Annotated in this window: 9 protein-coding genes; 7 read left to right on the forward strand and 2 right to left on the reverse strand. The window is 67.3% G+C overall.

Features of this window, described 5'->3' with window-relative positions; translation table 11 throughout:
• Positions 1-406 precede the first annotated feature (406 nt).
• Complete coding sequence (eutB, locus tag U9978_RS14430) at positions 407-1,942, reverse strand: ethanolamine ammonia-lyase subunit EutB (RefSeq protein ID WP_322761637.1); 1,536 nt, start codon at positions 1,940-1,942, stop codon at positions 407-409.
• Positions 1,943-2,377: 435 nt separating this feature from the next.
• On the opposite strand from eutB, the gene U9978_RS14435 reads away from it, so the two are divergent.
• From U9978_RS14435 to U9978_RS14460, 6 genes are all read left to right on the forward strand, one after another.
• Positions 2,378-2,521 (forward strand): (2Fe-2S)-binding protein, encoded by a 144-nt coding sequence (locus U9978_RS14435; RefSeq protein WP_322761670.1) that lies wholly within the window; start codon positions 2,378-2,380, stop codon positions 2,519-2,521.
• 523 nt (positions 2,522-3,044) lie between these two features.
• Positions 3,045-5,549, forward strand: coding sequence for an ATP-dependent Clp protease ATP-binding subunit (locus U9978_RS14440; RefSeq protein WP_322761671.1), 2,505 nt, complete (start codon positions 3,045-3,047; stop codon positions 5,547-5,549).
• A 172-nt stretch (positions 5,550-5,721) separates the two neighbouring features.
• Positions 5,722-7,269, forward strand: a complete 1,548-nt coding sequence (locus U9978_RS14445; RefSeq protein ID WP_322761672.1) for a metallophosphoesterase family protein — start codon at positions 5,722-5,724, stop codon at positions 7,267-7,269.
• A gap of 335 nt (positions 7,270-7,604) precedes the next feature.
• On the forward strand, positions 7,605-7,916 hold the full coding sequence (locus U9978_RS14450; protein ID WP_322761638.1) for a ribbon-helix-helix domain-containing protein: 312 nt from the start codon (positions 7,605-7,607) through the stop codon (positions 7,914-7,916).
• Between the two features lie 89 nt (positions 7,917-8,005).
• Positions 8,006-8,329 (forward strand): type II toxin-antitoxin system PemK/MazF family toxin, encoded by a 324-nt coding sequence (locus tag U9978_RS14455; protein ID WP_322761639.1) that lies wholly within the window; start codon positions 8,006-8,008, stop codon positions 8,327-8,329.
• 889 nt (positions 8,330-9,218) lie between these two features.
• Positions 9,219-10,463, forward strand: coding sequence for an XRE family transcriptional regulator (locus U9978_RS14460; protein WP_322761640.1), 1,245 nt, complete (start codon positions 9,219-9,221; stop codon positions 10,461-10,463).
• A gap of 239 nt (positions 10,464-10,702) precedes the next feature.
• Here U9978_RS14460 and U9978_RS14465 read toward each other — a convergent pair whose 3' ends face one another.
• The gene (locus U9978_RS14465; protein ID WP_322761641.1) at positions 10,703-11,302 is read right to left on the reverse strand and encodes a hypothetical protein; all 600 of its coding nucleotides are present in this window, start codon (positions 11,300-11,302) and stop codon (positions 10,703-10,705) included.
• A 163-nt stretch (positions 11,303-11,465) separates the two neighbouring features.
• On the opposite strand from U9978_RS14465, the gene U9978_RS14470 reads away from it, so the two are divergent.
• Positions 11,466-12,398 (forward strand): PP2C family protein-serine/threonine phosphatase, encoded by a 933-nt coding sequence (locus U9978_RS14470; RefSeq protein WP_322761642.1) that lies wholly within the window; start codon positions 11,466-11,468, stop codon positions 12,396-12,398.
• The last annotated feature ends 98 nt before the right edge of the window (positions 12,399-12,496 follow it).

Genomic DNA, 12,496 nt, shown 5'->3' on the forward strand with positions numbered 1-12,496 from the left:
ATGGTGCAAATCGTTCCGGTGTGCAGCGAACGTACCAGGAGTCGATCGAGGCAAGGGCCGGCCGAAATGTGACACGCACGTATCGGTGGGTTTTCATCGCTGGCGAACAGATCGCCAAACCCGCCGATCTCACCGTCAGTTATGACCTGACGTGCGGAAACTACCCCGCGTAGCCGTCCTTCTTCGCATTATCGTGCATTGTTTACATGCTATGAACCGCACCACAAAGATCGCCGTCGGGGTTCCTTTGCGCTTCCGCCGTGCCGAGCGGCCGAGATCGAGGCCGCGATCACCCTTCTCGTACTCAGAAGACCGGACGAAGCTTCGGCGGGCAGCAATGACGTGTTCCTGACACCATATCTCTACGGACACCCTATTGGGCGTCTGTCGACTCCGAACGAAATGATCACATCCACGCCCTGTTCAGGGCATCGTCGGGCATCCAGGCGTCTCTTCTCCGTCCTGCCGGCGCCGGCAGGTCCAGACCGTCGCGCGCGGCGAACCGTCCCCTGGGTGGCACGGCCCGCCGCGCCGCCCAGGCTGCGAATTCCGGGGCCGGCGTCAACCCGAAGAGCTCCCGCATCCCGATGACGTCACGAAATGCGGTCGACGATCGGTTCAGGCCCGCCTGGACGTCATCGGCCACCGGCTCCCACGTGCTCGCGGAGGCACGCACCGCCTGGTGACGCAGGGCAGGCGCCTCGGGGGTCACTCCGGTGACATGGTTACTGCCCGCGGCGGCCAGCAGCAACAGCAGGTCCTCACCGGTGTTCCGGCCGGTGTCGACCTCGCCCCGGTACGACTCGCCCGGAGACGAGCCGCCGATGCGCCGGTTGCCTACGTAGGACATATCGCAACCCATCGGGAGCCCGAGCAGCTTGCCGACAAAATGGTCCTCCAGCCCGGCCCGGATGATCTGCCGGGAACCGACCAGATATTCTCCGCCGCTGGATCCAACTACGGAGCTGACCAGAAACGGATCAAAAGCGCGAGCGACACCGTACGCACGCGCGGAAAGCGTGAGTTGGTCCACCCCGTGGTGTGCCTCGACGGACAGCGCATTTCCCTGCCCCGCCTCGAAGTACATCACCTGGTCGCCGCTGAAGTCAGCGGCACGTTCCCGGTGGTGCTCGAGCACCGCCTCCCGCGCTTGCGCAAGGAGGTCCAGGGTGACTCCGAACGCGTGGTTCGCCCGCTGCGTCCCGGCGACCGAGGCGAACAGCAGATCGACCGGAGCACCCGCATCCATCGCGCCCAGCTGCGTGGCGAGATTGCCGAGGACGCAGGTCTGCGCCGGCGCCCCGAGCTGTCCGACCAGCGCGGCGAGGCCATGCAGGATCCGCTCGACCCGCCCGATCGAGCTGCTTCCCGGATCCACACCGACGACGGCGTCACCGCAGCCGAGGGTCAGCCCGTCCAATGTCAACAGAAGGAGTGTCTCGATGTCATCAGTCGACTGGTCCAGCTGGAAACCGATACCGAACACGCCGGTCGCGCCCATTGAGTTTCGACAACGGGTGACCGTCCGCAGTGGTTTCGCGGCAACAACAAGATCCCGATCGGTCATGATTTTAGCCACCGCCGCCGCTATCTCGGGCGTTATTCCCGCAGCTAACCCAGCATTCCAATGCAGGGAAAACTCCGGCCGCAGGACCAGCTCGCGGAACTCGCCGACGGTAAGGGCGCAGACGGCACCGAACCGAAATTCGTCGTGGCCGCCGATGATCAGATCGGTGACGGCGTCCTCGATCAACGGATTCGCGACGATTTCCGAGAGCCGGACATCCGCGAGCGCCCGTCGGGCCGCGACCCGCTGGGCCGCGGAGTACGCGGCCACCCCCGCCAGTTGATCACCGGCCTTCGCCTCGCCCGCCTTGGCGAACAGTTCCACGAGATCGGCGAATACGTAGCGCTCGCCGTGCACGACCGACTGGAAACTCAACCGTCCACCTCATGTATCTGGTCACATCGTCGCGGCCGCGTTCCCTTCGGCCCTCGGTGGTCACTGGTGAACCTCCCACGGGACCCTCCTGCGTGTCGCCGGCGACCCCGAGGATGAGGAGCGTGTGCATCACGACGCGACAACGGGAGGTTCCCCTGAAAACGACCTTGGCGGCGATCGCGCCGGTACTCGCCCCGCAGGCGGCGCGGATCGGCCGCACCGAACGCAGCGCCGGCTGGTTGCGTCGCGCCGATCTGCTCACCGGCGCCGGCCTGGACGGGATGTTGCGCGAGCTGCGCCAGACATACGGATATGACCGGGGATCCCGACATCGGCCGGATGGAGGCCGATACCTTTTTCGCTCTGACCTGTCCGCCGATACGCGCTCGCCCGACATGGTCCGAGTTCACCCACCGTGGTCGGCGACAGACAGCGATGCGCCGGGGTTCGTGCTGTCTCGTCCACCGGATGGGCGGCCAGTACTGCACGACCTGCCCATTCACATCCGATTCGGAACGCGAGCGGCGCCTGCGCGAGTGGATAGACACACAAGGTGACGAAGGGTTGGCGGTTGGATGACGCCGCCGCCGCCAGGACCGATTTGCTCGTGTTTCCTGCTGAGCCACCGCGGGGCCACCCGGTGGTCATCACTTGCCCCCCGCTCGGTGCCATATACAATTGGCTACTGTAGCGTAGACATCGAGTGAGATTTTTCATTCTCTGCGCAATGGTATAGATCCGGAGCGCACAACATATTACTTTCAGCGACCATCGGCAGGCGGTTGAGGTATGGACCCAGGCGGGTCGCCACCGACGATCGGGGCCGTCCCGGTCTCCCGGTGCGAGGGCTCGCAGGCACGGTAACCATCAGATTTCGTTCTGCTCTCGGCGGAACAGCGGGACGGAATCGGTCCGGGTCAGCCACCGTTGGCTCAGGCGTCTTCGCTGGTGGATCGGCTACCTCAGTCGGTCCGCCGTCCACAAGGGAGAGGGCGGGGCCGGCGGGAAGGTTTCCGTTCGATGCGTGGGGACATGCCTCGGCGGAGCTAGCATGCGGATACCGACTGCCGTGTGGTCGGTCGCACCGCTCGAAGGAGCGCACATGTTCGAGAGATTCACCGACCGGGCACGTCGGGTCGTCGTCCTGGCTCAGGAAGAAGCCAGGATGCTCAACCACAACTACATCGGAACCGAGCACATCCTGCTCGGACTGATCCACGAGGGGGAGGGCGTCGCCGCCAAGGCGCTTGAGTCGCTCGGTATCTCCCTCGAGGGTGTTCGGTCACAGGTCGAGGAGATCATCGGGCAGGGCCAGCAGGCCCCGAGTGGGCACATCCCGTTCACTCCGCGTGCCAAGAAGGTGCTGGAGTTGTCCCTGCGGGAAGCCCTGCAGCTCGGCCACAACTACATCGGAACCGAGCACATCCTGCTCGGACTGATCCGCGAGGGCGAAGGCGTGGCCGCGCAGGTGCTGGTCAAGCTCGGAGCCGACCTCAACCGGGTTCGCCAGCAGGTCATCCAGCTGCTGAGCGGATACCAGGGCAAGGGCGACCCCGCGACCGCCGGCGCACCGTCGGAGGGCACTCCGTCGACCTCGCTCGTCCTCGACCAGTTCGGGCGCAACCTCACGGCTGCGGCGCGCGAATCCAAGCTCGACCCGGTGATCGGGCGCGAGAAGGAGATCGAGCGCGTCATGCAGGTGCTGTCGCGCCGGACCAAGAACAACCCGGTGCTGATCGGCGAACCCGGTGTCGGTAAGACCGCAGTCGTCGAGGGGCTGGCGCAGGCGATCGTCAAGGGCGAGGTGCCCGAGACGCTCAAGGACAAGCAGCTGTACACCCTCGACCTCGGTGCGCTGGTCGCGGGCTCCCGCTACCGCGGTGACTTCGAAGAGCGCCTGAAGAAGGTCCTCAAGGAGATCCGTACCCGCGGCGACATCATCCTGTTCATCGACGAGCTGCACACCCTGGTCGGCGCGGGTGCCGCGGAGGGCGCGATCGACGCCGCGTCCATCCTCAAGCCGATGCTGGCGCGTGGCGAGCTGCAGACGATCGGTGCCACCACCCTGGACGAGTACCGCAAGCACCTGGAGAAGGACGCCGCGCTCGAACGGCGCTTCCAGCCCATTCAGGTCGCGGAGCCGTCGGTGGCGCACACCATCGAGATCCTCAAGGGCCTGCGTGACCGGTACGAGGCACACCACCGCGTGTCGATCACAGACGGCGCCCTGGTTGCGGCCGCATCCCTGGCGGACCGTTACATCTCCGACCGGTTCCTGCCGGACAAGGCGATCGACCTCATCGACGAGGCCGGTTCGCGGATGCGCATCCGCCGGATGACCGCGCCGCCGGACCTGCGCGAATTCGACGAGCGCATCGCGGGTGTCCGCCGGGACAAGGAGTCCGCGATCGACGCGCAGGACTTCGAGAAGGCCGCGTCCCTGCGTGACCGGGAGAAGACCCTGCTCGCAGAGAAGGCCAAGCGGGAGAAGGAATGGAAGGCCGGCGACATGGACGTCGTCGCCGAGGTGGGTGACGAGGAGATCGCCGAGGTACTGGCGATCTGGACCGGCATCCCCGTGTTCAAGCTCACTGAGGAGGAGACGGCCCGCCTTCTGCGCATGGAGGACGAGCTGCACCGCCGCGTCATCGGCCAGCAGCAGGCGATCAAGGCGGTCTCCCAGGCGATCCGGCGTACCCGCGCGGGTCTGAAGGACCCCAAGCGTCCCGGTGGCTCGTTCATCTTCGCCGGCCCCTCGGGTGTCGGTAAGACCGAGCTCTCCAAGACCCTGGCGGAGTTCCTGTTCGGCGACGAGGACTCGCTGATCCAGCTCGACATGAGCGAGTACATGGAGAAGCACACGGTCTCGCGGCTGGTGGGATCCCCGCCCGGCTATGTCGGGTACGAGGAGGGCGGCCAGCTCACCGAGCGGGTCCGGCGCAAGCCGTTCTCGGTCGTCCTGTTCGACGAGGTCGAGAAGGCCCACCCGGATGTGTTCAACACCCTCCTGCAGATCCTGGAGGACGGTCGCCTGACCGACTCCCAGGGCCGGCTGGTGGACTTCAAGAACACTGTTCTGATCATGACCTCGAACCTGGGTACCCGGGACATCTCCAAGGGCCCCGGCATCGGGTTCGCGACCGGACAGGGCGCCATCGACTACGAGCGGATGAAAGCGAGGGTCCAGGACGAGCTCAAGCAGCACTTCCGGCCCGAGTTCCTCAACCGGATCGACGACATCATCGTCTTCCACCAGCTGTCCGAGGCTGAGATCATCCAGATCGTCGACCTCATGCTGGCCCGGGTGGACATCCAGCTCAAGAACAAGGACATGGCCCTCGAGCTGACGCCCGCGGCCAAGATGCTGCTGGCCAAGAAGGGCTATGACCCGGTGCTCGGCGCCCGGCCGCTGCGCCGGACGATCCAACGGGAGATCGAGGACGTCCTGTCCGAGAAGATCCTGTACGGGACGCTCAAGCCCGGCGAGATCGTCGTGGGTGACATGGAGGGCGAAGGGGAGACCGCGAAGTTCATCTTCCGCGGTGAGCCCAAGCCGAACCAGGTGCCCGACGCTCCTCCCATCGATCTGGCCAAGTCCACCGAGTAAGCCAAGTCCACCGAGTAAGAGCGCCCGGCCACGCCGGCCGGGATGTGATGTAGCTCGTCGGCAAGGGGCGGCTCCGCTGTGGCGGGGCCGCCCCTTCCCCGTGTCGCCGCGGCCCTACTGCCGGTCGCTCTAACGACCCCGAGCCTCGCGGGATGGAGGACAGCAGTTGGCTTTGCGCGCGCAAACTCCCGTCGAACACATCCATCTGACGTTCGGGCCGGAGCCGGCCAGGTCAATGGCCGTGTCGTGGACAACGCCGGGCGTGGTGGTCCACCCCCGGGTACGGTTCGGCGGCTCTCCTGGCGATCTCGATCGCGAAATACCCGCCATCACCCGGGTGTACACCGACGCCGTCACCGGTGTGGACGTGATCAGTCACCATGCTCTGCTCACGAACCTCGAACCGGACTCCGTGTACCGGTACGAGGTCCGCCATGACCGGATCGCCCACGTCGAGGACGGGACGCTGCGGACGGCACCCGCCGATCGGGCGAGGTTCACCTTCACCTGCTTCGGCGACCAGGGCACATCCGCGGCCTACGACCCGCTCGGCACCCCGGCGTCTGGACACGTCGTGGCCGGTATCGAACGAATTGATCCACTTTTCACCCTGGTTGCCGGCGATCTGTCGTACGCGAACCAGCGCAGCGACCCGCTGCAGGCATGGTCCGACTGGTTCAGCATGATCAGTACGTCGGCCCGGCACCGCCCGTGGATGCCCGCCGCCGGCAACCACGAGGTCGAGCGCGGGAACGGGCCGCACGGACTGGCGGCCTATCAGAGCCGATTCCTGCTGCCCGACAACAGCGAGCCCGACAACAGCGAGCCCAACGACGGCGAGCCCGTCGACACCCGGGTCGCCGAGGGTGCGATCGCCGCCGGCACCGATCCGGATGTCGCCGGCCTGTGGTACGCCTTCACCGTATCGAACGTACGTTTCGTCATTCTGCAGAACGACGATGTCTGCTATCAGGACGCCGGCATGGTGTATATCCGCGGTTACAGCGGCGGCCGGCAGCGGGCATGGCTCACCCGAACCCTGCGCGACGCCCGAGCCGACCCGGACATCGACTGGATCATTGTCTGCATGCACCAGACCGCCGTGTCGAGCGCCGAGCACCACAACGGCGCGGACCTTGGCATCCGGCAGGAGTGGCTGCCGCTGTTCGACGCCTTCGAGGTGGACCTCGTCCTGTGCGGACACGAACACCACTACGAACGGACGCACCCGCTACGTGGCGCGGTCGACGGTTCTGATGTACTCACGCCGCGCCCGGTCTCACATCGGACGGATGTGATCGACACTTCGCGTGGAACGGTACACATGCTCCTGGGGACGGGCGGGTCGTCGTCGCCGTCGGCCGGCAACCTGTTCGACCCGCCCGCCGGTCGAGTGATCGTCGGTGTGGAACCACGGGAATCCGACCCGAGGCGGCTTCGCTCGATCTACGTGCGCGAGCCGGCACCATGGCTGGCGCTGCGCGCACCGGACCACCCGTACGCGTTCGCCGGCTTCGAGGTGGATCCGGGCGAACCGGGCGGAACAAGCCGCATCCACGTGACCGTGTACGACAGCGCCGGACCCTCACCCGTCCCGTTCGACACGTTCACGCTGGTCAGAACCGGTGCGGCCACCACACACGACGCCAACGCCAACACGGTTGGCAACCCGACGGATACGCACGGCAGCGGCGAGGCCATCCCCAGCTGGGCCTGTTGACGACTCGGGCCGGCTGGCCCGTCGGGCAGCCGGCCGCCTGTCGTGGGAGCACAGACAGGGCTTGCACCTATGGTACGAAGTTCGCTACCTTCTGTTCGCGTCCCGGTGGGGCACACGAACGGCCCGCGCGTTCCCCCGTACGTCGTGGGCTGATCGCCGCCGGGGCGCGCACCGGCGGGACGATGATGACCCGCGAATGCGGCATCCCCGTGTGCCGATAAGAGCGCCCGGCAATAGGCCGCCGAACCTGCGCGACCGAGCCTGTGTGCGAGCGGCTCCCGTCCTGGTGTACAACGTGCATACCAAGGTGGTAGTCGAAGAGGTACCCTCATTGCATGCCACAGATCGCCGTCCGGCTGGACGATGCCGAGGTCGCCGCGCTCGACACGATGGTGTCGTCAGGGCGTTACCACTCGCGCGCCGAGGCCGTCCGTGCGGCCCTCCATACGCAACGGCGCCTGGAGGAAGACCGCATGATCGCCGAGGCGTATGCACGCGGGTACTGTCAGCAGCCACGAACGTCCGACGAACGAGCCCTCTCTACTGCCGCCGCGAACCTGGTACCGACGATCCTCGGTGATGACGGCGGCTACGACCTGGCCGACCTGGGCCTGGCAGCCAACTTCGGCCTGTCAGAGACACCCTGATCGCTCGGCCACCCCCTGGGCCATAATCACCTGGAATCTCCGCACGCGCTACACAATTACGCACAACACGATCATCTGGAACGGAGCAGGTGAAGCCACCCCTGCGTCGCGGCGCCCTCTGGGTCGCCCGACTGCCGCCACCCACCGGTGTGCGACCGGTCGTCATCATCACTCGTGACGCCGCGCTGCCGTACCTGACGAACGTCACCGTCATCCCCGTGACCCGCACGATCCGCGGCATCCCGAGTGAGGTCCCGGTCGGCCCCGACGAGGGCCTGAAGGTCGACAGCGTCGCCAGCTGCGACAACATCACGACGATCCCGTCCGACCTGCTTATCACCGAGATCGGAATGCTCGGGCCGGCACTGCTGCGGCGGCTCTCGGCGGCGGTCAGGCTCGCGGTCGACGTCTGACCGCGCTCCAGCGGCACCTGGCACCCAGCACCCGACATCTCTCAGCGGACCGCCCGGATCGACTTCCGGACCCTGATTTTCAGCGCTGACGACTTTGGCGCCAACCTCATGGGGCCGCCGAGCGTCAGAGCTAGAGAGAGGTTCCCGGCTCTGGACGGAGGGTCGGGAGCTTCTCTCTAGCGGCCCTCGTGCCCTCCGGACGCACGAGAAGATCCATAATCACATGGGTCGATGCCTTCATCCGAGATGTTCGGCATTGTGCACCGACGATTTCGCCGACCCGGTTCGTTCGGTCGACACCCGACGCCTCCGGTGACTCCCTCGCACCCCGCGATGCACGCACCCCAGCCCCGCTCCTTCATCCACGCCCCTATTGCCGGGCGCTCTAAGATCACCAGATTGGATCACCGAATGCAGTCTGCCTTCGGGACGGTCCCGAAAAGATCGGGCCAAGGGGGCAGCCGAGGATGATTCCCGGCGTGCCGGGCCGGCCCGTGATCGCGAATGCGCTGGTCACCGCGACCGCAGCCGCCGCTGCCATCGCCCTCGCTATCGCCGTCGCTATCGCCGCAGGCCACCGCCCGAACAGCATCGCGACAGGGAGACTGCGAAGTTGAACAACCACAACCATCGACCTTTTGAATCTCAACACCCGATCGACCGTTGGGTTTCTTGCGTAGTTTGGGATATAACAACACCACGGTCGCAATCTTGCACTACTTGTTCCGCCCGCGGGCCTGACGTACGCTGCACCTGCGGCGGTCGTCGGCGTGGTTTTGTTGTTCATCATGAAATACCTCGGGTACCTACCGGTGATCACAACAGGACCAACGACTATGGCCGCGGGGCCGGCGACTATTTCCTGACTGGCCATTTGAGGAGGCCGGGCGTGAGAGAACCCAGCAGTCTGCTCGGGCGGTCACGAACGAGTCGGGAGCTTGGGGCCCGCCGTTCCCGTCGTGGCACGGCAGCCACCGCTGTCAGCAGCGGTTTCGTTCACAACGGAACCACACTGACCGCCGACACCCCGCCGTGGACGCTGGCGCGCCTGTGGGCGCCCGACGGGCTTGGCGCCGCGCTCGACGAGGTGACCAGCCGGGTCCAGCGGCCGGCGGTCCTGACCTTCACCAGCGCGACGCTCGGCGCGGTCGTTCACTCCTGGCTCGTCGCGGCTCCCGTCCGGCCCGTGGCGGTACTCAACGGCCGGCACGTCAACGACGCCTTGGTCGCAGGCTTCGCCGACCGCGTCGATGCCCTGCGGCGGATGGATGACGTCCTGGGCGGTGAGGATGTGCACGGGCTCGCGGTGTCCGAGCTACGGGTGATCGTCCGGCTGCTGCGCACCGGTGCATACAGCCAGGACCAGCGTGCGCGGCTCTACGCCGTCGCCGCGGAACTCGCCCGGCTGGCGGGCTGGGCCGCGTTCGACAGCGGCCGTCATCAGATCGCCCAGCAGTTCTGGCTGGTGGCGCTGCGCACCGCCCACGAGGCCGGCGACCGGGCCATCGGCGCCAACATCCTGCGCTGCATGGCGGAGCAGGCGGTGCGCTACGGCGACCCCGCCGACGCGGTCACCATGCTGCGCGCGGCCCGCGCGGGTGCCGGGGACGCCCTCACGGCGACTGAGAAGGCGGTGCTCGCAGGCTCGCTGGCCATCGCCCATGCTCAGGTCGGCGACAGCCGAGCCGTGCGGGCCGAGATCGCCGAGGCGTTCACCCAGATCGAGCAGGCCGAACCCAGCGAGGATCCGGACTACGTGTACTGGTGTTCCCGTCCGACCATCGAGTACTACGCCGGCAAGGCCCTGTTGTGCATCGGTGACGCCGCCGCCGCCATCGGGCACCTGAGCCGGTCCGTCGACGAACTCGATGCCTGCGAGTACCCACGGGAGCTGGTTCATCACCGGGTCTGGCTGGGTGTGGCGCAGGTCGACGCCGGCGAGGTGGCGCGGGCCGTCGACCTCGGCTACCAGGCAATCGACCTTGCTGGTTGCGTCGCGTCGGAGAACGCGAGGGTCGATGTCCTGACTCTGTGCGGCGCGATCGAGATCGCCGGGCATCCCGGTGCGGCCGCCCTCGCCGAACATGCCCGCACCGCCCTGCGCTCCAGCGACCGGGCATCGGTCGGAGTCTGAGCGGGGGTCGAGGCCACCCACGGACCACAGACGACATCCGCGCCCACGGGTCCGCCGCGGCAGCGATGACGCGGCAGCGATGACGCGGCAGCCTGACACATATCCGATGCATCGCGGATACGGCCTGTCAGCGCTGGTCAAGCCCTGCTGGTCACTTGTGTCGATGTCGCGACACATCCGTCGGCCCATCTGCATTGATGCCATTGAGTGGGTACGGGGGACGTCAGCGCGGACGTCCGCTAGCGTGATCGGAATACCCACACGTGGGGGACGGAGGCCATGGACAGTTCGGTGGTACCCATCACATTGATCGTGGTGCTGCTGATCGGCGCGATTCTTTTCGTCGTCGTCTCCAGCCGCGCCTCGGGATTCGGCCCACGGCCGACGGATCCGCCACGTCCGGCGACACCCACCGGGAACACGCGGTCGGGACAACGCCGGCGCCGGCGGTCGGGGATCATCGGGACGATCCTCGCGCTGCTGCGGCGTGCCCCCGCGCGCCCGGCCGGTGCGACCCGTACCTCGAGATCAGCCACACCGAGGGGACCGGATGGTTCCGTGAGTTCCGCCGGCTCCGGCAACCCTGCCCGCCCCGGCAACCTGGGTCCATCGGCATCGTCGAGGACTGCGGCGATCCCCACCACGCCCATACCGCCACCGGCCGGCGAACCGCCGACGACCGCTTTCACGACGGTACCCGGCGGCGAGCAGCCCGATGTCTGGTCGACACCGTCCACGCACGATGCCGGGCATCGGGATCTCGACGCGGCAACGTCAACCAACGCGGCAACGTCAACCAACGCGGCAACGTCAACCAACGCGGCAACGTCAGTCAACACGGCGACGTCAGTCAACACGGCGGTGGCCGGCGCCAGACAGACCCGGGAAAAAGACGCGACGGGGTGGACGCCCCCACCGGTCAGCCCGCCCCCATCCGCGACATCCGGCCGTGAGCCGCCTCGCGAGCGCAACTTCGGTGGTGGCGACCCGTACGCTGGCACCGTGACACAAGGCGCGCCCGGTGGCCGGGATCGCTTCGGGTTCGACGATGCGGCGGCTACCCGCAGGAGCGGCACCTACCCGGACAACCGTGGCGCTGGCGGTCTCGGCGACGCGTGGGGGGAGGACCCCGCCGCGACGATGGCGCCGGATCAGACGATTCCCCCGCTGTCCCCGATGGTTGCGCCGGTCCCGACCGTTCCGCTGGTCGCGGACGAACCGGACGTCTCCACCTCGCCTACATTGCGGTTGGCCGCCGCTGGGCGGACCCGCCGGGGCAAGCGCGGCGGCCCCAATGAGGACGCCTTCGTCGTCCTCGACGGCCTGCTCGCGGTGGCCGACGGAGTCGGTGGCGAAGCGGCCGGCCAGATCGCGTCCACCCTGGCTGTGACGACCGTGGCGAGCTTCCGCCCGCAGTACGCCGCCGACCCCCGCGACGGTCTGCGGGGGGCCCTCGACCGGGCCAACCGGACGGTCCGGGAAAAGCCGTTGCAGGAGCCGTCCTGGCACGGAATGGCCTGCACCCTGGACGTGGTCGTCCTCGGCCGGCAGCACGACACGGGCGAGACCCTCTTCGTGGCGCACGTCGGAGACAGCACCGTCTGGCTACAGCCCGGACGCGGCCGGCCCCGCCAGCTCACGACCCCGCACGCCATCAAAAACGGGCCGCTGCTGAACGCGATCGGGCTCAACGAAGAGGTCGAGCTGGATCTGCTGGAGGAGCCGGTGCGGGCCGGCGACCGGGTCGTCCTCGCCAGCGACGGCATCACCAAGGTCATGAAGCCCGAGCAACTGGACGGCCTGTTGATGGAGCTCGGCACCATGAGCCCCGAACGGGCCGCGGACGCGCTCGTGGACGCCGCCATGATGGCCGGTGCCCGCGACGACACCACCATCGTCGTCGGCGACCTGGTCACCGACACCACCCCCCGCTAGGAGCCCAGCCACACGCCCAGCAACCCGGCTACCCCGCGTTCCCCACGGGGCCGTCATCACATGAACACATCCCCAATCCAAAACCTGAGGCGGCACGG

The organism is Protofrankia sp. Cr2, assembly GCF_963555885.1.
GTDB lineage: Bacteria > Actinomycetota > Actinomycetes > Frankiales > Frankiaceae > Protofrankia.